Consider the following 22,186-nt stretch of genomic DNA (forward strand, 5'->3'; position numbering starts at 1 on the left):
ACCTGAATTCGTTATTTCTTGCCGCGAGCCAATGGCAGATTTTCACCCGCCCAACCAGCAATCCCCTCTTTCAAGGAATAAACCTGCTCAAAACCTAAACGGACCAGATTTTCCGCTGGTGTTCTAGATTCTAGTCCATTCGCTGAAACTACGATAACAGGCTGTTTTTTATGTTTCTCCAACTCACCTAAATTACTCTCTTTAATTTCAGATGGCGTCAGGTTAACGGAACCAATAATATGCCCCCTGCGGAAATCGTCACGGGAGCGTAAATCCACGACGATAGCTTCTTCCTTGTTGATGAAATGGATGGCCTGAGCACGGGTGATCTCTTTACTCTTGGAGAATACGCTTTTTACCGTCATGACAATGACAGCCACCAGCAATGCAATCCAGACAAGGCTTAGGATCGTGTTCCGGCTAATAAATTGCATGATTTCTTGCAGCATGGAGGGCAACAACTCCCGTTGGTTAATAACAAATATCTAAGGTAGAAGAGTATACCTGTGTGTTGCATCAATTACAGCCAATTAGCATCAATCCAATGCAGATTTTGCGGAGAGTTTCGAGAAAAATTAAAAAACATACCGAGAACAACTTGATTGTAATGTATCAATAAAATATTTCATGTAACACTGGACCAAGGCAGGATCTTCGACAATAAATGGACTAAATTAACTAAAACTTATATTAATGATAAAAAACAGTCTGTTCTCTGGTCAGGTGCAATTCCTCATGAAATAATCAGGCGCTATGTAGCAGCAGGGTACTCAATAAAATGGCTGAAAATAAGGATCTCAGGAGCCGTAAGAAGCGGCAGAGGCAATACAAACTGCAAAATAAAATCAGAGTGTTACAGCTCTGTACCTTGTTGTTCACCTTTCTCAGTTTCAGTACAAATACTTTCGCCAATCCAATTTCAGAGAATAAAAATCAGCTCAAAGATATTCAGCAGGATATTGCCGAGAAAGAGAAAAGCGTAAAACAGCAACAAAAACAACGTACAGATCTGCTTAACCAATTAAAAGAACAAGAAAGTACTATCTCAGAAGTGGGACGTTCGCTGCACACGACACAGACTCGTCTGAATAAGCTAGAAAACGATATTTCATCACTAAATGCCAATATCAAGCACCTGCAAATGCAACAAAAGGAGCAACGACAATTACTGGCCAACCAATTGGATGCCGCATTTCGGCAAGGAAATCACCAAGGATTAGAATTGTTGCTCAATGGGCAGAAAAATCAGCGCAAAGAACGTATTCTCGCCTATTACAGTTACTTGAATCAGGCACGCCAGGAGACTATCGCCAAACTGCAAAAAACAACTGCAGAACTCAACCAGCAAAAAAAACTGCAACTCGAAAAACAAAGTGAACAGAAAGCGATACTGACCAGCCAAAAACAGCAAAAGCAAAAGATGGAAACTGCCCGTACTGCGCGGCATAAGACATTAACGGTTCTTGAATCTTCATTGAAAAAAGATCAACAAAGCCTGGCAGAACTTCGACAGAATGAAACCAGACTGAGAGATAAAATTGCTAAAGCTGAACGGGAAGCCAAAGCGCGTGCTGAACGTGAAGCTCGTGAAGCGGCTCGTGTTCGTGCCCAAGTTGCCGCCAAACAGAAACAAGCGCAACAAAAAGGTTCCAGTTATAAACCAACAGAAGAAGAACGAGCTCTCATGGCACGAACTGGTGGCCTTGGGCGGCCTGCTGGGCAAGCCATCTGGCCAGTACGTGGTCGTGTCATCCATAGTTTTGGCGAAGCGATACAAGGTGAACTTCGTTGGAAAGGGGTTGTTATTTCAGCAGCGGAAGGGACAGAAGTCAGGGCAATCTCTGATGGACGTGTATTGCTGGCAGACTGGCTACAAGGCTATGGACTGGTTGTCGTGATTGAACACGGTAAAGGCGATATGAGCATTTACGGTTACAATCAGAGCACATTGGTCAGTGTTGGGCAACAAGTTCGGGCAGGCCAGCCAATAGCGTTGGTAGGCAGCAGCGGCGGGCAACAACAACCTTCACTGTACTTTGAAATCCGCCGTCAAGGGCAGGCTGTTAATCCGTTACCGTGGTTAGGGAAATAGGACAGGAATGCAATAATGGTGAAGATGCGGTATCAATTAATAAAGCGGGTTAATGTCTTCACTCTTTTATCTTGGATACTGCTATTCTTCACAACATTGCTGTTTACTTTAAATGTACAAGCTGCACGTTTAGCCATCGTCATTGATGATGTTGGCTATCGTGTTAGTGAAGAAAATGAACTCTTACAAATGCCCGTTGCGGTTTCTATCGCAATCCTGCCCAACTCCCCGTATGGCAGGAAAATGGCGGAAAAGGCTTATCAGCAGGGACGGGAAATTTTAATCCACTTGCCAATGGCACCATTAGGCAGGCAACCTCTGGAAAAAAATACTCTCCATCCTGCGATGAGCAAGGAAGAAATTACCCGTATTATTCAAAATGCGATACAGAAAGTTCCCCATGCTGTTGGTATGAATAATCATATGGGCAGTGCAATGACATCTAATCTCAGTGGCATGGAAAAGGTAATGCAAGCGTTATCCCATTATCACCTTTACTTTCTGGACAGTGTGACAGTAGGCAATACACAAGTCACTAAAGCAGCGATGGGAACCTCTGTTTCTGTGCTCCGAAGGAATGTGTTTTTGGATAATATTCAAACCGAAGCCGAAACACGGCATCAACTTGACCGAGCAATTTCACTTGCCCGTAAGCGAGGCGCTGCCGTCGCAATTGGACACCCACATCCCACAACTATAAGCGTCTTACAGCAAGCACTTGCAACATTACCCTGTGATATTGAACTGGTAACACCCAGCCTGTTGTTAGATCATCAAACTGCACACAAGTGCATAAAACCCCATCAATCAAAACCCACACCAACCACTCAGTTGGAGTATCTCAAGATAGTCCAAAAGGAGTTATCTAACAGTGTTATCTTTGATGCTTTAAATCGGTACATGCAAAAGCTTTTGGGTAACTATCCAATACAAAAAATACCAAATGATTCAGGTAAGCCAGAAGTAAAGCAAGCAACGGAAAACAAAGCGGCAAATAAAACAGGAGCGCCACCAAAAGCCGATCAAACAGGCGCCTTAAAAGCCAAAGACGCCTGCGCTAATTTTAATCCCAATTTAAGATAACTTTGCCAGATTGCCCAGAGCGCATGACATCAAAGCCTTTCTGGTAATCATCAATTGAGAATTGGTGAGTGATAATCGGGGACAAATCCAGGCCAGATTGGATCAAAGCCGCCATCTTGTACCAAGTTTCGAACATCTCACGCCCGTAGATGCCCTTGATAAATAATCCTTTAAAGATGACCTGATTCCAATCTATCGCCATATCTGAAGGTGGGATACCCAATAACGCAATACGTCCACCGTGATTCATGGTATTGAGCAAGGTACGAAACGCTGGCGGAGCACCTGACATCTCTAAACCAACATCAAAACCTTCTGTCATTCCCAGTTCTGCCATGACATCAGTCAGATTTTCTTTACTGACATTCACAGCACGGGTAACACCCATTTTGCGAGCTAACTCAAGGCGGTATTCATTGACATCCGTAATCACGACATGACGGGCACCAACATGCTTACACACCGCTGCTGCCATAATCCCGATAGGGCCAGCACCTGATACCAGTACATCTTCCCCCACCAGCTCAAAAGACAGCGCAGTATGTACCGCATTGCCAAATGGATCAAAAATCGCAGCCAGCTCATCGGGTATATTGTCCGGTATCTTAAAAGCATTAAATGCGGGAATAACCAGATATTCAGCAAAGGCACCTTCACGGTTCACACCAACACCCGTAGTATTGCGGCATAAATGAGTACGTCCACCACGGCAGTTACGACAGTAACCACAGGTAATATGGCCTTCACCGGATACACGATCACCAACCTTGAACCCTTTTACTTCCTGACCAATCGCAACAACTTCACCGACATATTCGTGCCCTATCACCATCGGGACAGGAATAGTTTTTTGCGACCAATCATCCCAGTTATAGATGTGAACGTCCGTACCACAAATGGCAGTCTTACGGATTTTAATCATCACATCATTGTGCCCAAGCTCTGGAATGGGCACATCTGTCATCCAGATACCTCCTTGTGGCTTTAATTTGGACAATGCTTTCATAATGATACCTTAAGCAATGACATTCAATTGCTTGCCAATACGTATAAATGCAGCCACCACACGTTCAATTTGTTCTTCAGTATGAGCGGCTGAGATCTGGGTTCGAATACGCGCTTGACCTTTCGGCACAACCGGATAGAAGAACCCAATGACATAAATGCCTTCTTTCAGTAGTTCTGAGGCAAATTCCTGCGCCAGTTTCGCATCCCCTAACATAACAGGGATGATTGCATGGTCTGCCCCTGCCAGAATGAAACCTGCCGCCGTCATTTTCTCACGGAACAAGTTCGCATTTTTCCAGAGACGATCACGCAGATCATCCCCATTTTTCAACATATCCAGCACGTTAATCGATGCAGCGACAATAGCCGGAGCCAGTGAGTTGGAGAACAGATATGGACGTGAACGCTGGCGCAACCATTCAACAACTTCTTTACGCGCGGCAGTATAACCACCAGATGCGCCACCTAGTGCCTTACCAAGCGTACCGGTGATGATGTCAATACGTCCCATAACATCACAGTATTCATGTGTGCCACGACCATGCTTACCAACAAAGCCAACCGCATGTGAATCATCCACCATGACCAGAGCACCGAATTCATCAGCCAAATCACAAATGGATTTCAGGTCAGCAATGACACCATCCATTGAAAATACCCCGTCAGTTGCGATCAGGATATTCTGCGCACCTTCTGCTTTTGCTTTTCCCAACTGGGCTCTTAATTCTTGCATGTCATTATTGGCATAGCGGTAACGCTTTGCTTTGCATAAGCGGATACCATCAATGATGGAGGCATGGTTCAAGGCATCAGAGATAATGGCATCTTCTGGCCCAAACAGGGTTTCGAACAAACCGCCATTTGCATCAAAGCACGAGGAGTACAGAATGGCATCTTCCATACCCAAAAATTCAGCAATCTTATTTTCTAATTCTTTATGAGAATCTTGCGTCCCACAGATAAAGCGAACGGATGCCATACCAAAACCGTGGCTATCCATGCCTGCTTTTGCAGCAGCGATCAGATCAGGGTGATTGGCCAAGCCTAAGTAGTTATTAGCACAAAAATTAATTACTTGGTTACCTTCAGCAACAGCAATATTGGCATCCTGGGCAGAAGTGATTATACGCTCACTTTTGAATAATCCTTCGGAGCGGGTTTGTTCCAACTGCGCATTAATTTTCTGGTAAAACGACGCTGACATTTTTCTCTCCTGAATCCTTAAGTAAGTGAAAGGCGAAATGTATATTACTGGTAGATCCTGCCAGTGACGACACAACGAAAAAGATAATATCAACTTTGTAAAGCTGATCACGCCCCAGAGTCTGGTATACAGTAATATTTCAGGATATTCCCCTGTTTAAGCTGCTGTCGTCAGTGGGGTTAAGTGCTATTATACGCAGCGAAGACATACCCAATAGACATCAAGTTACAGTATAAAGCTGGGTATAAAATGAACTGACTATTTAGAGGTGAGCCAAATGATTATTGTCACTGGTGGTGCAGGGTTTATTGGCAGCAATATTGTCAAGGCACTGAATGACGAAGGCTACAGGGATATTCTGGTTGTTGATAACCTGAAAGATGGAACAAAATTCGTCAATTTGGTTGATTTGGATATCACCGACTATATAGATAAAGAAGATTTCATCGCCAGCATCGTTGCGGGTGATGATTTAGGTGACATTGATGCCATTTTCCATGAAGGGGCTTGTTCATCCACAACGGAATGGGATGGTAAATATATGATGGACAATAATTACCAGTACTCCAAAGATGTGCTGCATTATTGTCTCGATCGTCAAATCCCCTTCCTGTACGCCTCCTCTGCTGCTACTTATGGCGGCCGCAGTGATAATTTTATTGAAGAGCGCCAATATGAAAAACCGCTCAATGTTTATGGCTACTCCAAATTTCTGTTTGATCAATATGTTCGTGATATCTTGCCCCATGCGGATTCCCAAATTTGTGGCTTCCGTTATTTCAATGTTTATGGGCCGCGCGAAGGGCATAAGGGCAGTATGGCGAGTGTCGCCTACCATTTAAATAATCAGATTCACCAGGGACAAAATCCGAAGTTATTTGCTGGCAGTGAGAATTTCCGCCGCGATTTTATCTATGTCGGCGATGTTGCCGCCGTCAATCTGTGGTTCTGGAAAAATGGCGTTTCCGGCATTTTTAACTGTGGAACAGGCCGCGCTGAATCTTTCCAGGCTGTTGCAGATGCTGTGATTGAATTCCATAAAGAAAAATCCCCAGCCGTGGAATACATCGACTTTCCAGAAAAATTAAAAGGCCGTTACCAGAGTTTTACTCAAGCAGATCTGACAAAACTTCGTGCCGCTGGCTATCAAAAGCCGTTCAAGACGGTTGCCGAAGGCGTCGCTGAATATATGCAATGGCTCAATCAGGATAATTAATCGACCTCTATGAAGATATTGGTGATCAGCCCATCATGGGTGGGTGACATGATGATGTCACAAAGCCTCTACCGTACTTTGAAAGGCTTGTACCCCAATGCAGAAATTGATGTAATAGCGCCAGCATGGTGCCGTCCATTGCTGGCAAAAATGCCAGAAGTGCATCAGGCATTAGCCATGCCGCTTGGTCATGGTGCCCTTGCCTTGGCTGAGCGCCGACGTCTTGGGCTGGCATTGCGTGAAAATAGATACGATCGTGCTTATGTATTGCCCAACTCATTCAAATCTGCACTAGTACCTTTCTTCGCCAATATCCCGCTACGTACAGGCTGGCGCGGTGAGATGCGTTACGGGCTGCTAAATGATATCCGAGCCCTAAATAAAAATGCTTTTCCACTCATGGTCCAACGCTACGCCGCTCTCGCTTATGAAGGGAAAAACATGCGTAGCGCAGATGATCTTCCAAAACCTTTATTATGGCCGCGATTAAGTGTCAATGACGAAGATATTGCAGAATCGAGCTCAGCCTTCAATATTGCTGATCACCGCCCTATTATTGGCTTCTGCCCAGGTGCCGAATTCGGTCCAGCCAAACGCTGGCCACACTATCACTATGCAGTTCTAGCTGAACAGTTAATTACTCAAAAAGGCTATCAAGTCTTACTGTTTGGTTCTGACAAAGATCATCAGGCAGGTGAAGATATTCGCGCACTTTTAAGCGATGATGCCCGCGAAGATTGTCTCAATCTGGCTGGAAAAACCTCGCTTGAACAAGCGGTAAATGTCATCGCAGCGTGTGATGCTATCGTCACAAATGACTCAGGTTTGATGCATGTCGCGGCGGCCTTAAACCGTCCTCTGGTGGCATTATACGGGCCAAGCAGCCCGGATTTTACCCCACCACTATCGGATAAGGCTGAAGTGATCCGTCTGATTACGGGCTATCACAAAATCAGAAAAGGCGACAGCGATGACGGCTATCACCAAAGCCTGATCGATATTCAACCTGAAAGGGTTTTATCTTCATTAGAAAAACTGCTACAGGCGGAGAGCCAAAATTAATGCGTGTTTTACTGGTAAAAACGTCTTCAATGGGGGATGTATTACATACTCTGCCAGCACTAACGGATGCAAAACAACAGTTTCCTGACATTCAATTTGATTGGGTAGTGGAAGAAGGATTTGCCCAAATTCCAACCTGGCACAATGCTGTCGGCAATGTGATCCCTGTGGCTATTCGCCGTTGGCGGAAAAATTGGTTCAGAAAAGATATTCGTGAAGAACGAGCGCTGTTCCGGAAACAACTGCAACAATACCAATATGATGCTGTCATTGATGCACAAGGCCTGTTAAAAAGTGCTTTTTTGGTAACCCGATTAGCACATGGCCCAAAGCATGGTTACGACAGAAAAAGCATCCGTGAACCCATCGCCAGTTTCTTCTATGATCACTGCCATACTGTCAGCAAGCAACAGCATGCGGTTGAACGCATTCGAGCTTTATTTGCTGATAGTTTAGGCTATAAAAAACCATCAGAGCAAGGTGATTATGCCATCGCACGCCATTTTTTAAGCCAGCAAACCAGCGGCCGAAATCACTATCTCGTTTTCCTCCATGCAACTACACGTGATGAAAAACATTGGCCTGAAAATCATTGGCGGCAGCTTATTGCAGATATCCGGGCAACGGGTATGCGCATCAAACTACCCTGGGGTGCCGAGCATGAATATCAGCGGGCATTAAGGCTAGCGGAAGGATTTTCCCATGTTGATGTTCTGCCAAAACTAACTCTGGCTGACGTTGCACACGTTCTCGCAGGGGCTCAAGCCGTAGTTTCAGTTGACACGGGATTAAGCCATCTTACAGCAGCACTTGATCGACCCAATATTACGCTATTCGGGCCGACTGATCCTGGCTTAATCGGTGGATATGGTAAAGAGCAACATCCTTTAAAATCAGCGGATAATACGATGCAAGGTATTACTTCAGAGGAAGTTATGCTGCTCTTGCAGGGAAAGCTAAAAAAGCACTTTGCCTAGTGGCAATGTTTCACACCAACGATTTTTGTATTCAAAAGTAGGATTACCCAATGAATAACGCATGGTTTTGTCTTCCTGCTGGCACAGAGCTTTGGCTTCCTGAATATTTACCCACATCAAGATACTGCCAATGCTAAGATGAGCATATTCAGAATCATAACCACCATTAATAGCATCAAAAGAAATCCATTTAGGGCTGTCCGCCTGCAGGACAAAATCATAAGCACAAGGTTTTCCGTTAATCAACAGCACATTACCAAATATATGCTCACGAAGCTCAGTGTACATCTCAAGGAGATGCTTTTTTTGCTCTTCAGAATGACTATAATCCCAACGCTTTTGGTATAGATCGATATAAATATCCACTAATTCTTCTGCACTGAATTCACTTGAAGGACGGATTTCTCCCCCCGCACGTTTAAATTTGTTGATCTCGTTACTGCGATTACGGCGAGTTTTGTAAGAAAAATTGTCTTTGATTAGGCAGACTTGGCGCTTACTGAAAAGAGGTCTATAACTAGCATTGATAAAATTCTTTTCATGGATAGGCGATAATCGCTTTGATTTTACGGGTAAAAATAGTTTTACATCTGCTGCAATAGGGAAAACAATTTCATCATATGAAACTGGGTATCTAGTTTGCATTTCTTCAATCAATTTTTTATTTTTGTAAGAAAAACAAGCACCTTTAACTCCAGATGCTGTTTTTTTGATATAAAAGCAAAACTGCCCATTAAGATGTTTATCCAAAAAAGACACAATATTGGGATGTGTTAATGTACATCCACCAAAAAGAGCGTGAGCATCTTTATACTGTTCAAAATTGCATTCTTTCCATCCTGAAAGAAGTACTTTTAATTTTTCCATAAAGTCCTATAAAATATTATATCACTAAAATTAAATCATAAGAAAACAAAAAAATTATTCTATCTTATATTGGAGCGCCTATAAAAAAATATTAAATTCGTAGAAAAAACAAAATCACCCATTTTTAATATTTAAAATCGATTTAATTCTCAAAATATACCTTTCATCATAGATATCATTTATTGTATTTTTGATTTCATTATACTCTGGAAGTTCTTTTTTTGAAATTATATTTTTCAATATATGAGCCAATTTATTAGTATCCCCAACTGGGTATAATTCACCATTTTGATATTGCTTTATAATATCAGTTGTTCCTGTTTGACAATCTGAACTAATACAATAAATACCATAAGAAATAGCCTCTCCTAAAACCATAGGAAAACCTTCATTTTTTGAAGTTAAGAGTAATGCTGAAACTTCAACAACATTTTTTTGGACGAAATCCCAAGGTTCCTTAATCCAACCATGCCAAAATATATTCTGGCTAATATTCAATTTATCTGACAGTTTTTTTAAAAACTTTATATCATCGACTACACCAGTACCAATTATATGTAATTCCCAATTACCTATTACCATAGATAATGCATTGAACATTTCTTGCAGATTTTTTCCTTCTTTCGCAAGAACTCGTCCTATGAAAATAAATTTTGTTACATTTTTTGGCCTTAATATCGTTTTTTCTTGTCTCGCAAATGGATTAAATATAGTAAAGATTTTGTCTTTACTAACTCCCTTTTTAATAAGGTATTCTGTATTACCATTACTAATAGATAAATGATTTTCTGCTTTCAGCACAAACTCTGCTTTATATGCAGTAAAAAGAGATAAATGTATCCACGAGAATGTTTTCACTTTTCTAAAAACCAACTTATTAGCAATATTAGAAAGATAACAACTAATGGCATCAATTGATATTATAATGTCTGGTTTCTGTTTTTTAATAATTCTAGATAATTTATATGAAAAGATATATCTACGTAAAGGAGTGTTTTTTTGATAACACTCTAATATAGAGAAAGGCACATCTTTTAACCAATTATGGTTCTTTTTTTCCTTATCTTGCTTAAGAAAGACAAAGTTTATATCTGAATATCCATTTAATAGATTATATAATTTTTTACATACTGTTTCTGTTCCACCTAACCCCCCAAGTTCAAAACCAACTATCATTATTTTTCTTGTAAACATTACATACCTCAATAAATTAATAATTATAAAAAAACATCTCGTTTAATAAAAATCTCATAATTTCACTTTTAAAATCCCACAATAACATTTAAACCCAAGAAACATAAAATCAGCATTCATTATTTACATTTCAACCTATAATATTCTGCCAATGTCATTCCTTGAACCAAGGGTTTTAAAAATTTAAAAAAATCTTCCAAATCTTGATAAAGCAATTCAATTTGTTCTTCATCTTTAAATGTTGGACTCCCACCAGGCATAAATTCAGAGGAATGCAACATAAACTCAATATAATCACTGCCAGATGCCAACGTTTTCTGGACAACGGTTTTCATTTGAGCCAAATTTCCGCCTTTCGGTCGCAACCAATTAACCGACGGAGAACGCTGTTTTCCTCTTAATCGATCATATTTTTGCTTAATGAAGTTCATAACTACAGAGTGCTTATATTGAATACTCATCGGTACTTGTAATAACGAAGAATCTCCTTCTTTGGAAATGTCTTGCAAATTCATAAAATAAGCATGATCAGGAAAACGGCTATAATCTGTTCCACCATTTCCATTAGGATCACCCTGGGTAAAGCTCCAATTAACTTTTGGTGTAACAGAACAATCTACTTGATATCCATACTCCACTAATAATTGTGCATAATACTCATTAAATGCCCAACGGCCAGCACGATGGCTCAACATCTTAGTTTGAAGCTTCTCTTCCAAAAGATTGGTCATAAAACCAACTTTTCCTTTAATTTGATCTTTAGGGTATTCAATCAGATATGGCTTATAATGCATATCATCGCCAGTGAGGGGAACAATAGGTGGGCTATTCCAGGCATGTAAATGCATACCAATTTCACCCGTACTTCTGGCAATCACATCCTTGGCAAATTCGATGTAATTTTCATCCATCGCCATTTCATAGTTAGTTAACCAAACAGGTTTGAAACCAAAGCGCTCACATAGGCTCTGAAATCGTGGTAAATATTGCGTATTTTTGGTAGATATTTGCTCACTGTTTTGCCAAAGGTTATCACCTTCAGTATCAATTGTGATGATAAATGCAGATTTATTCATGATAAAGTTAGCCTAGTTAAGAAAAAATCTATCTTGTCCAAAATAACATGTAATGGTATTTCTCGAATCTTACTATTAATTTCCTTTTGAGTTAACTGGATAGCATTTTTATTTCCCGGCCCCCACACATTATTGTTAACAAAATTTCCATGCTTGTCATTGCCATATAATGCAACTATATTTTTTTCATATGCTGCAGCCACATGTACAATTGATGTATCTGGTGAAATAACCAAATCAGAATGTTTTATGATCTCCACAGCAGAAAGAAAATCATCAAATGGGTTAACTATATAACCATTTAAATGTGAAATAGTGTTTAATTTATCACTCTTTCCAATCAATATAATATTAGTTAATGGATATAATTCTCTAATATAGGATATTATTCCTATTAGTTGCTCTTCTGAAAGATCTCTTTTTTCTATGGCGGAAAAAGGATTAATAACAACAGTTACTTTTCCAGATAATTTTATATAAAAATCATGCACCTTATCCTGAGTAATCTTCGGAACATGTATATCGTATTGCATATTAAAATCATAAACCCCCATACTATTCATAAGAACTTTATATCGTTCAGTAATATGAGATTCATATTGAAAATATTTTATGCTATTATTATATATATTAATTTTATCCTTGTTGAATCCTAATACATTTTTAGCATTGATGAGTCGTATAAACAATAGATAAATGACAGAGAGTTGATCTCCCATATCAATTACAAGATCATAATTTTCTTTTTTTAATGCCAAACCGAGTTTTATTATCTCTCTAGTTTTATTCGGATAAAAATAAACTTTATTTATGTATGGATTATACTCAATAACACAGTAATTGGAGCAACCTGATAATACATGTAACTCAATCCCTCTCTCAGATAATGCTCTGAATATGGGGGTAGAAACTATCATATCACCAATTTTATTATCATCTCGTAAAAAAAGGACTTTTTTTATGCTATTAACATGAAATTGATTCTTCTTCCATGTATCAATAAAAATTTTAGAAAAATTAAACTTTAATTTTTTTAAAAAATAATTTTTTTTCCTATTTATTGCACGTAATTTTTGGAATTTCTTATAACTCATTAAAATATCTCAAAGTAATAATAATAATAATATTTATTGCCGAATCAGATTTAAATAACTATCAAGCACAATTTCCAAATCGAATTTTTTATACATATCTTCTGTAATGATTGGTGGATTTTGATAAACCAACTGCATTTTTTCTGCTAATGATTCAGAGGTCAGTTCTGACTTGTATTGTTCCAACTCACCTACCATAATCTCACTGATACCACCTGGGCAATTCGTGCTGACAATAGGCGTATGGCAAATCAGCGCTTCAATCAAAACATTACCTAACCCTTCACTATCAGAGCTTAATACAATAGCTTTAGCTCCTCGTATTACAGGTAATGGATTCACCAAGAAACCAATTAGAAAAACTTTATATTGTAAGCCTAGTTCCTCAATCTTTTGTTTAATTTCTTTAGTCATACCATCATCCCCCTGACCCGCGATTAACAACTTACAGGGAATATCAGCTTTGGCAAAAGCATCTAATAAGCGGTCGTGACGTTTTACATTGTGGAAACGCCCTAAATGAAGAAAATAATTCTCATTGGAATAGGGATTTATTTCCAAAGAATGATTTTTAATTTCATCTAGATTGAATGGATTATAAATAGTGACCATTTTTTTAGGGGTTAACGATAAGTTTTCTTTCAAATCCAAACCAACAGCATCAGAAACACAAATTAAGTTACGATTTTTATAAACACGTTGGATTTTTAATTTTTTAATCCAATAAGATAACCCTGTTTTATTCTCAAGATACGATTTTGAAAACATACCGTGAATACAAAACCACACATTTAGATCGGTCAATATCTTAGATTTTGTAACAATACGATCCGTTTTATGTAAGTTGGATATTACTAATACAGGTGTACCTTTTTGAAGAAAGACTTTAGCCAGAGTTTTATCCATAGATTTAGCTCTACGGATAATTTCAGTCTGTCTTCTAAAAGGCCCTCTATATTCATCAGCATTAACGATTAATTCAACATGATCTGGGATCGGATAGTCACACCTGTCAGAGAGAGATAACAAGGTAATATCAAAACCTTTTTGTTGCAGGCCACGGCACAAACGAATTGTAACATTCTCAGCTCCTCCTCCCGGTAATCCATCAATAATAAATAAAACATGTCCTTTCATTGGGAAAGCACCTTGTTATACAGTTCCGTAAGTTGCTGAGACAAATAAGCAGGAGTGTAGTTCACTATTTTCGCTTTTGATAACATTGAGATTTTACTGGTCAAATGGTTTGCTGGCACTAAAGAGATAGACTCAGCCAAAGCCGAAATATCGAGGGCATCACACACAAAGCCATTCTCACCTGAAACAATGAATTCAGCGCCCCCACAAGTGTCACTAGTTATGACAGGTAAGCCACATGCCATAGCTTCTAAAATAACATTCGGGAAAGGGTCATATAATGTTGGTAATAATAGTCCATCTGCCATTTGATAAAATGGTAATGTCTTTTTCTGTACCCCCATAAATCGAATTCGTTCATGGCAACCAAGCGAGTTGGCCAACTGCTGATATTTACTTTCTTCTTTATCTTGGCCAATCACAACCAGATAAGCATCCGTCATGCTGATAGATTCTATCGCAGCTTTCAATCCTTTTCTTTCAAAACCAGAACCAACATACACAAAACATTTTGCTTGTGCAGGAATAGCATATCTTTGCCGCAACGCAAGCCGTTCAGCTTCCCCAACAGGAAAAAATTGTGACTGATCAATGGCATTATAGATAACAGAAATTTTCTCATCGGGCAGACCAAAATCTGCTATCACCTCACGCTTAACCATCTGAGAATTGCAAATAACCTTTTTTAATTCAGGGGAGAGATACATTTTTTTTTCAGCGCCCATAACATAACGATGATAACGACTAGAAAAAAGCAATTTGCTTTTCCAGGATGGCAAGATCCGTGATCTTTGCTGCAACCAACGTTGGTGAACACCATCCCCTGCTCGGTACACATCACATCCGGCAATGCGTTCATGGCTTTGAACGATATCGAATTTCTCCCTTTGCCAAATGAGCCTTGCAGCCTCTGCAAATCTCTTCTCGCGACTAATCCGACTCCATTTAAAAGGATTTGCCAAATGTACATGCCAATTAGGATTGCGACTCCCTTCCCAAGAGCGAGTAATGACGTTCAATTCCAAACTGCCATTATCCAATGCTTCAAGGGCTCTGGAAATAAAACGTTCCGCACCTCCATCAGGCCGATATTTTTGCCGGACAATAGCAAGGCGCATAGGTTTCATGATAAATATCTCCGGGCAGCAGTAATTACGACATCAGTAGGGATAAGATCCAAATAACGAGTATCTGTTTTGGTATCAATATCATCAGGATCAGGTAATTTACCGTAATTCCCCGCCCAAATCACTTCTCCAATAGCATGCCATGGACTCCAGAAAGCTAATTTAGAGGGTCCAAATAATGCAATACAAGGTGTTTTCAGTGCAGCAGCCATATGCATAGGAACAGAATCAACGCCAATAAACAACTTAGCATGGGCAACTAGTGCCCCAAGCTGAGGTAACGTAATCCGACCTGCTAAAGACACAATATTTTTCTGATTACAGGTAGATAAAATTTTTTCCACCATCTCTTTTTCCCGTGATTCCGTTCCAGATGTCACAACAATTGAATGTCCATCTGCTTGCAAAGCATTAATGGTTTCACTCATTTTCTCATCATTCCAACACTTGAAAAACCAACGTGATGCCGGGTGGATAACGATATACTTGTGATGAATTCCCCCCATGTGTAAAAGATTTGATACCTTATGCCAATCGCCTTCACTATAACTCATTGTTACATTGAAATTGATACTGGAAAGATTAATCGGTTTCAGTGCTGATAAATTCTGCTCAACTACATGTAGAGATTCTTCACCTTCAGTAGAAACCAAATCACTAAAACAGACTTTCCATAACCAGTTTTGTCGCTTGGGAAAATCAAAGGCGATACGGGTTGGGGCGCGAGAAATTTTAGATACCAGAGCGCTATGCCACTGATCAGCAAGGTTAATGATGAGATCGTGTTTTCTTTTCCTCAACTGATTCAGTAAACGCCAATGATGGGTGATATAAGCTTTTAGACCTTCCTTTCTCCATTGTCTATCAACGGAAAAAATATGGGATACGGGAGCAAAATTTATCAACATTGGCTCTGTTTCTTTGTACAATAAAACATCAATTTCAGCATCAGGAAAATTTTCTTTTAACGTATTCACAACTGGTGTGATAAGCAATGTATCACCATGATGTCTTAGTTTTATGATAAGAATCTTTTTAAACCCAGGGGATATTTTACCCATTGTGTTTCCAATATTCGCAATTGAGGCAGAAATCTTATTAATTATATTCTAAAGGCAGCAACTCTCCCCTTCCATCTTTAGATATCAAGTATATTCACTGGCGCACAACGTATCCGCATTTTACACACTTTCTTCAAGCCAATGTGGTACTATAACCGCAGTCTATGTCAGTGAATTTGATAGAATGTTGCTTCGCTTATATCAGGTACTTCTCTACCTTATCCAACCAATTATCTGGTTACGTCTGCTACTGCGCAGCCGAAAATCACCTGCGTACCGCAAACGCTGGGGAGAACGCTATGGCTTTTGCGCTAAAAAGGTGGCCCCTGGTGGGATCTTACTGCATTCCGTTTCTGTTGGAGAAACATTGGCTGCTATTCCGCTCGTACGGATCTTACGGCACCATTACCCTTTTTTGCCCATTACTATAACAACCATGACACCGACTGGTTCTGAAAGGGTTCTTTCTGCTCTGGGCAATGATGTTAACCATGTATACCTTCCCTATGACCTGCCAGGTTCAATGAGACGTTTTCTTGATCACGTAAACCCTAAGCTCGTGATCATTATGGAAACTGAACTATGGCCAAATTTGATTACTCAGCTACAGCAACGGGAAATCCCACTGGTTATCGCCAACGCGAGACTATCAGCCCGCTCTGCTGTGGGATACCAGAAAATTGGCGGCTTTATTAAAACCATTTTAAATAAAATCACGTTGATTGCCGCACAAAATCAGGAAGATGGTGAACGCTTTATCGAATTGGGATTAAGACGCTCCCAACTCTCTGTAACGGGTAGCCTGAAGTTCGATATTTCTGTTACACCAGAACTCGCGGCAAAAGCCGTCACGTTACGCCGCCAATGGGCACCGCATCGCCCTGTATGGATAGCAACCAGTACCCATGATGGAGAAGAGACGATTATCCTGGATGCACATTGCAAGCTGCTTAAACAATTCCCTGATCTGCTGTTAATTCTGGTGCCCCGCCATCCTGAACGTTTTGTTAAAGCCGCTGAATTAACCCAAAAAGCGGGATTAAACGCGATCTTACGCAGTGCTAACATTATTCCTGACACTAATGTGCAAGTGGTTATTGGCGATACGATGGGCGAATTGATGCTCCTGTATGGTATCGCTGATCTGGCTTTTGTCGGAGGGAGCCTGATAGAACGCGGAGGACATAACCCGCTGGAAGCGGCTGCCCATGCCATTCCTGTTATCATGGGTCCACACACATTCAACTTTAAAGATATTTGCGCCAAGCTGAATAAAGCAGATGGATTGATTACTGTTACGGATAGCCAATCATTAAGTTCAGCTATCAATAGCCTGCTGACAGACGAAGATTACCGACGCTATTACGGCCACCACGCCGCAGAAGTCCTGCATGAAAACCAAGGTGCTCTTCAACGCTTGCTAAAATTACTGGAACCTTACCTCCCTCCAAGGAGACATTGATGATTGCGAAAAAACGCCTGTCCGTTGTCATGATCACCAGAAATGCCGCTGATGTGATGGCAGATTGTCTGCTTTCTGTGAATTGGGCGGATGAAATCATCGTCCTGGATTCCGGCAGCACCGATACAACTTGCCAAATAGCTAGCGAAATGGGGGCAAAAGTCTACTCAAATACCCAATGGCCTGGCTTCGGTCGGCAACGGCAGCTCGCGCAATCCTATGCCAGCGGTGATTACATCTTTATGATTGATGCCGATGAACGCGTAACGCCAGAACTAAAAGCGTCCATTGAACAAGTCCTGGCAAATCCTGATAACAATAAAGTCTATAGCTGCGCACGCCTCAATCTGTTTATGGGGCGATTCATGAAACACAGTGGCTGGTATCCTGACAGGGTTATTCGCCTTTATTGCCGCGAACGTTACCAATACAACAACAATCAGGTTCACGAATCCCTTGATACTCAAGGCGTATCTGTCGTGACGCTAAGGGGAGAACTACGTCACCTGACCTGCCGTGACCTGATGGAGTTCCAGCAAAAACAATTAAATTATGCAAGAGATTGGGCAAAGCATCGCTACGAGCAAGGAAAAAAAATCCGTTATTTTTCTATAATCAGCCATACGCTGGGTGCATTTCTCAAAACCTGGCTATTAAGGGCAGGTTTTTTGGATGGTAAGCAAGGCCTGATATTGGCAATTGTAAACGCCCAGTATACATTCAACAAATACGCTGCACTTTGGGAAATGACTCAAACAAAGGGTAAAAACAACGATGAAAAGAAAAGCGATTTATCCCGGCACCTTTGACCCTATCACTTACGGTCATCTTGATATTGTTACTCGCGCCGCAAACATGTTTGACCATGTTTTATTGGCCATCGCTAATAGTGATAGAAAAAGTCCCATGTTCAGTTTGGAAGAGCGTGTCGCGTTGGCAAAAGAAGTCACGGCTCATCTGGAAAATGTCGACGTGGTTGGGTTTAGCGAACTGATGGTTAATTTTGCCAAAAAGCAGCAGGCTAACATCTTAATCCGCGGCGTTCGTTCTGTTTCAGATTTTGAATATGAATGGCAACTTGCCAATATGAATCGACATTTTATGCCTGAGCTGGAAAGTGTCTTTTTATTGCCTTCCCAAACCTTGTCTTTCGTTTCATCATCCTTAATCAAGGATGTTGCTCGCCATGATGGCGACGTTTCATCCTTCCTGTCAGAACCAGTTACACAGGCAATGCTAAAGAAATTAGGTAAATAATACCTTACGTGGGGCAAGTATCCTCTGCCCCCAATCCGTTTAATGCTGGCACTGACGACAGAAAAATGTACTACGTTGCCCCAATTTTACACACTCGATTTTCTCACCGCATAGCGGACAAAGTTCACCTTTCTTGCCGTAGACAAACAACTCCTGAGCAAAATATCCCGGTTTGCCATCAGATTGCAGAAAATCCTTCAGTGTCGTTCCGCCTTGCTCAATGGAACGACGTAAAATCTGTTTGATTATATCAGCCAATAGATGGGCTTCTTGCTGCGTTAATGAATCCGCGGGGCGTTCAGGCAAGATATGTGCAACGAACAACGCCTCGTTGGCATAGATATTCCCAACACCAACAACAACTTTATTATCCATCAACCACGATTTGATAGCCGCTTTTTTGTTGCGAGAAACAGTGTAAAGGTATTCGCCATCAAACTGCTCAGAAAGAGGCTCAGGGCCTAAATGAGCCAGTACAGAGCACTCTTTAAGATTGTCACTCCATAACCACGCACCAAAACGTCGGGGATCGGTATACCGGAGAATTTTACCATCGGCCATAATCAAATCGACATGATCATGTTTTGCTGGAGGCAGTTCATCCAACAAAATACGCAAGCTGCCAGACATTCCCAGATGAATAATAATCCAGCCCTCCGGCAACTCGAGCAATAAGTATTTTGCCCGCCGTTGAACACTCAACACTGGCCGGTCTGAAAGCGTCATGATTTGCCCGGAAACAGGCCAGCGCAAACGTGAATTCCTGACCTCAGCATATTGGATCACATTACCAACTAAGTGAGGTTCAATTCCCCTGCGGCTGGTTTCCACTTCTGGTAGTTCCGGCATACCCACTCCTTGAATAAATTATCTACGATATTATTTCTGAGAATATTGTATCTAAGCAGATTACATTACCGTTTTCATGTATCATTTGCAGCCAGATTTGATTGAGATAACAGGGTAAAGATACTCACTGGGACAACCCTTCAGCTATCCCCCCCATAATTAACTTCGCACGCTGATCCCAATTAAAACGATCTGCAACCAGCCGTTGAGAATAGTCAACTTTCGCCATCATTTCAGCGGGATGATTAATCAGCCATTGAATCTGTTCAGCAAAACTCTCTGCATTTTCACTATCAGCAAAATTTACCGCATTTTCATCAACAGCATCACGAATGGAAGGGAAATCAGAAATAACCACAGGCTTACCCATAGCCATATATTCAAACAGCTTGAGAGGGGAAGTATAGCGACTGCCAATACTGGTTTTCGTCAATGGCAGAACACAAATATCACTACCAGCAATAACCTGAAAGCGTTTTCTGGGTTGGACAAAACCAAGGAAATTAATTTTATCACTTACACCAATCTGTTCAGCCGTCTGTCGCAATCGCTCAATTTGTTCAGTGGTACCACCAGCAATGTTCAGTTCAACGTTATCCAGGTAAGACATGGCTTTCATTACCGTTGGGATACCTTTCCAACGATGTAAGCTCCCCAAATAAAGCACTTTTTTAGGAAGAGTACTGTTGGGTTCGCTGCCAGCAAGCGTCTGTTTAGCAGATTCAACCGCCAGCATATCAACCCCATCGGGGGCTACAACAATCGGTGTTTTGACACCGTATTGCTTATAAATATCTTCTCGTAATAGTGAAGTCAGGGCAAAAACAACCCTAGAGCCCGCATAAACCTGCTGTTCAATTTTTCTCAGTGTATGATACTTACGTTGGTTTCTACGATTGAGCAAATCATGGGATTCTCTAAACGACTGAGAAAATACTTCATGGCTTTCAAAGAAATGAGGAATATCCGAATGATTACACAGCAGGTAATTCGCCATTTTAATATTGCGGGTAAAAAGGGCATCAACTTGATGCTCTTTAAGCCAGCGAGAAACCTGCAAATAAAACAATTTCTGAGTATTTAGCGGGAAATACCATTTTCTACGTATATCGTGTAGGGCGATTAACTCCACAGAAGGCGGCAATGACCTGCCAAGAATTTCCTCAACTTGGCTTTGGCCTTTTGGGGTAATCAGGAAAACACTATGCCCCTGACGAGCAAAAGCGTCTACATTCTGCAAAATTTGTAGTGACGCAACCCGATAATCAGGCACAGGATAAGGATCAATATACGCAATTTTCATTATTTTTTATGGTGTTCAATAAACGGCTAGCAGAATGTTCCCAAGTGTACATCGTTTCAATTCTCTGGCGGGCAGATTCCCCCATCTTTTCTCCTCTATCCGGCAAAGATAAAAGATGATTTACCGCCTCAGCAATAGCCACAGCATCACCCGGTGTCACCAAAATACCAGCACTGCCTTCATTACCAACCACTTCCGGTATTCCGCCAATATAGCTGGCAATCACAGGACGTCCACATGCCATCGCTTCAGCAATAGTAATACCAAATGCCTCATCACCAATACTAGGGAAAACACCGGCATTACCCGCCGCATAAAATTCAGGTAATTGATCATGACCAACAGGAGGATGAAAAATCACGGATTTTTCTAGCTGCAAAGCAGAAACCCGCTTTTTAAGCAATTTCAAATCTTCACCTCCACCAATAATCAATAATTTTACATCCTTGGTCCGCAACAAAGCCATTGCATCAATGGCGATTTTCATGCCTTTCCAACCAACCAACCTGCCAGCAAACGTTAACAGAAACGTTTTCTCATGGATGCCTAATCGAGTTCGAACATCTGAGCCAGATGGTTTGAATTTATCGACATCTACCCCATTATAGATGACGCTCGGAAATTGCTTGAAATGATGCTGAATCTGCCAGGCATTAAAATGGCTACATGCAACCCATGCAGATATTTTTTTACCCAATACCCGATCCCCTTTAAAAAAACTGGTTCCACCACTCATATAGCAAAACCGGGTATGGGATGTTTCAGGCATCATTCTGGGCCAGAAAAAATCAAAAGGCTTGGTCAAAATCACCCAATCAAAATTTTCAGCAATAACTGTTGCACGGGCATGAAGGGCAAAAGAATAACGTTCAACAATACGTTGGAAGCGACGTCCAATGTTAAGCACGCGTTCTCTGGGAATAAATGGAAAAGTATGAATATGGATATTTCTTTCGCCTAATGCAGGCCGAATATCGCCAGTACCACCGAAAATATGAACTTCATGCCCCGCATCTGTCAGTGATTTGGCTAACTCCCAAACAGCGGTTTGAATGCCGCCGTACGACATGGTAACAGTAACATCGATAAATCCTATCTTCATTTGGTGTATTATCCT

The 22,186-nt window shown here is 40.9% G+C and carries 21 protein-coding genes; 8 read left to right on the forward strand and 13 right to left on the reverse strand.

Annotation, left to right across the window (positions count from 1 at the left end):
• Positions 1–11: 11 nt before the first annotated feature.
• Entirely contained in the window at positions 12–449 is a 438-nt protein-coding gene (locus ACE1SE_RS18400) for a rhodanese-like domain-containing protein (protein WP_374052074.1), read from the reverse strand.
• 329 nt (positions 450–778) lie between these two features.
• Between ACE1SE_RS18400 and envC the strand changes: the two genes are divergently transcribed.
• Complete coding sequence (gene envC, locus ACE1SE_RS18405) at positions 779–2,092, forward strand: murein hydrolase activator EnvC (protein WP_374052075.1); 1,314 nt, start codon at positions 779–781, stop codon at positions 2,090–2,092.
• Between the two features lie 15 nt (positions 2,093–2,107).
• A complete protein-coding gene (locus ACE1SE_RS18410) occupies positions 2,108–3,175 on the forward strand; it encodes a divergent polysaccharide deacetylase family protein (protein ID WP_374052076.1) in 1,068 nt (355 codons plus the stop codon).
• Here the strand turns inward: ACE1SE_RS18410 and tdh are convergent.
• Positions 3,156–4,181, reverse strand: a complete 1,026-nt coding sequence (tdh, locus tag ACE1SE_RS18415; protein WP_374052077.1) for an L-threonine 3-dehydrogenase — start codon at positions 4,179–4,181, stop codon at positions 3,156–3,158. The genes ACE1SE_RS18410 and tdh overlap by 20 nt on opposite strands.
• 9 nt (positions 4,182–4,190) lie before the next feature.
• On the reverse strand, positions 4,191–5,387 hold the full coding sequence (kbl, locus tag ACE1SE_RS18420; RefSeq protein ID WP_374052078.1) for a glycine C-acetyltransferase: 1,197 nt from the start codon (positions 5,385–5,387) through the stop codon (positions 4,191–4,193).
• A 277-nt stretch (positions 5,388–5,664) separates the two neighbouring features.
• Between kbl and rfaD the strand changes: the two genes are divergently transcribed.
• Genes rfaD through rfaC form a run of 3 tightly spaced genes read left to right on the forward strand, consistent with a single transcriptional unit; the run spans position 5,665 to position 8,642 of the window.
• Positions 5,665–6,603, forward strand: a complete 939-nt coding sequence (rfaD, locus tag ACE1SE_RS18425; protein WP_374052079.1) for an ADP-glyceromanno-heptose 6-epimerase — start codon at positions 5,665–5,667, stop codon at positions 6,601–6,603.
• A 9-nt stretch (positions 6,604–6,612) separates the two neighbouring features.
• Positions 6,613–7,665 (forward strand): ADP-heptose--LPS heptosyltransferase RfaF, encoded by a 1,053-nt coding sequence (rfaF, locus tag ACE1SE_RS18430; protein ID WP_374052080.1) that lies wholly within the window; start codon positions 6,613–6,615, stop codon positions 7,663–7,665.
• Positions 7,665–8,642 (forward strand): lipopolysaccharide heptosyltransferase RfaC, encoded by a 978-nt coding sequence (rfaC, locus tag ACE1SE_RS18435; RefSeq protein WP_374052081.1) that lies wholly within the window; start codon positions 7,665–7,667, stop codon positions 8,640–8,642. Before rfaF ends, rfaC begins: the two co-directional genes overlap by 1 nt.
• Here rfaC and ACE1SE_RS18440 read toward each other — a convergent pair.
• From ACE1SE_RS18440 to rfaQ, 7 genes are all read right to left on the reverse strand, one after another.
• Entirely contained in the window at positions 8,622–9,509 is an 888-nt protein-coding gene (locus ACE1SE_RS18440) for a GNAT family N-acetyltransferase (RefSeq protein WP_374052082.1), read from the reverse strand. The genes rfaC and ACE1SE_RS18440 overlap by 21 nt on opposite strands.
• Positions 9,510–9,623: 114 nt before the next feature.
• Complete coding sequence (locus ACE1SE_RS18445) at positions 9,624–10,703, reverse strand: glycosyltransferase (RefSeq protein WP_374052083.1); 1,080 nt, start codon at positions 10,701–10,703, stop codon at positions 9,624–9,626.
• 119 nt (positions 10,704–10,822) lie between these two features.
• Positions 10,823–11,779, reverse strand: a complete 957-nt coding sequence (locus ACE1SE_RS18450; RefSeq protein ID WP_374052084.1) for a polysaccharide deacetylase family protein — start codon at positions 11,777–11,779, stop codon at positions 10,823–10,825.
• The gene (locus tag ACE1SE_RS18455) at positions 11,776–12,873 is read right to left on the reverse strand and encodes a glycosyltransferase family 9 protein (protein WP_374052085.1); all 1,098 of its coding nucleotides are present in this window, start codon (positions 12,871–12,873) and stop codon (positions 11,776–11,778) included. Before ACE1SE_RS18455 ends, ACE1SE_RS18450 begins: the two co-directional genes overlap by 4 nt.
• Positions 12,874–12,906: 33 nt before the next feature.
• Positions 12,907–14,010, reverse strand: a complete 1,104-nt coding sequence (locus ACE1SE_RS18460) for a glycosyltransferase (RefSeq protein ID WP_374052086.1) — start codon at positions 14,008–14,010, stop codon at positions 12,907–12,909.
• On the reverse strand, positions 14,007–15,137 hold the full coding sequence (locus ACE1SE_RS18465) for a glycosyltransferase family 4 protein (RefSeq protein WP_374052087.1): 1,131 nt from the start codon (positions 15,135–15,137) through the stop codon (positions 14,007–14,009). The genes ACE1SE_RS18460 and ACE1SE_RS18465 overlap by 4 nt, the downstream gene beginning before the upstream one ends.
• A complete protein-coding gene (rfaQ, locus tag ACE1SE_RS18470; RefSeq protein WP_374052088.1) occupies positions 15,134–16,198 on the reverse strand; it encodes a putative lipopolysaccharide heptosyltransferase III in 1,065 nt (354 codons plus the stop codon). Before rfaQ ends, ACE1SE_RS18465 begins: the two co-directional genes overlap by 4 nt.
• Before the next feature lie 184 nt (positions 16,199–16,382).
• On the opposite strand from rfaQ, the gene waaA reads away from it, so the two are divergent.
• From waaA to coaD, 3 genes are read left to right on the forward strand one after another with little or no spacing between them, the layout of a single operon-like run.
• The gene (gene waaA, locus ACE1SE_RS18475) at positions 16,383–17,660 is read left to right on the forward strand and encodes a lipid IV(A) 3-deoxy-D-manno-octulosonic acid transferase (RefSeq protein WP_374052089.1); all 1,278 of its coding nucleotides are present in this window, start codon (positions 16,383–16,385) and stop codon (positions 17,658–17,660) included.
• Positions 17,660–18,469 (forward strand): glycosyltransferase family 2 protein, encoded by an 810-nt coding sequence (locus tag ACE1SE_RS18480; RefSeq protein ID WP_374052090.1) that lies wholly within the window; start codon positions 17,660–17,662, stop codon positions 18,467–18,469. Before waaA ends, ACE1SE_RS18480 begins: the two co-directional genes overlap by 1 nt.
• Positions 18,435–18,917, forward strand: coding sequence for a pantetheine-phosphate adenylyltransferase (gene coaD, locus ACE1SE_RS18485; RefSeq protein ID WP_374052091.1), 483 nt, complete (start codon positions 18,435–18,437; stop codon positions 18,915–18,917). Before ACE1SE_RS18480 ends, coaD begins: the two co-directional genes overlap by 35 nt.
• Positions 18,918–18,956: 39 nt before the next feature.
• Here coaD and mutM read toward each other — a convergent pair whose 3' ends face one another.
• From mutM to ACE1SE_RS18500, 3 genes are all read right to left on the reverse strand, one after another.
• Positions 18,957–19,766, reverse strand: a complete 810-nt coding sequence (gene mutM, locus ACE1SE_RS18490; protein WP_374052092.1) for a bifunctional DNA-formamidopyrimidine glycosylase/DNA-(apurinic or apyrimidinic site) lyase — start codon at positions 19,764–19,766, stop codon at positions 18,957–18,959.
• Between the two features lie 124 nt (positions 19,767–19,890).
• Complete coding sequence (locus ACE1SE_RS18495) at positions 19,891–21,069, reverse strand: glycosyltransferase family 4 protein (RefSeq protein WP_374052093.1); 1,179 nt, start codon at positions 21,067–21,069, stop codon at positions 19,891–19,893.
• On the reverse strand, positions 21,050–22,171 hold the full coding sequence (locus tag ACE1SE_RS18500) for a glycosyltransferase family 4 protein (RefSeq protein WP_374052094.1): 1,122 nt from the start codon (positions 22,169–22,171) through the stop codon (positions 21,050–21,052). Before ACE1SE_RS18500 ends, ACE1SE_RS18495 begins: the two co-directional genes overlap by 20 nt.
• Between the last annotated feature and the right edge of the window lie 15 nt (positions 22,172–22,186).

Source organism: Xenorhabdus taiwanensis, assembly GCF_036512875.1.
In the GTDB taxonomy this organism is placed as follows: Bacteria; Pseudomonadota; Gammaproteobacteria; order Enterobacterales; family Enterobacteriaceae; genus Xenorhabdus; species Xenorhabdus taiwanensis.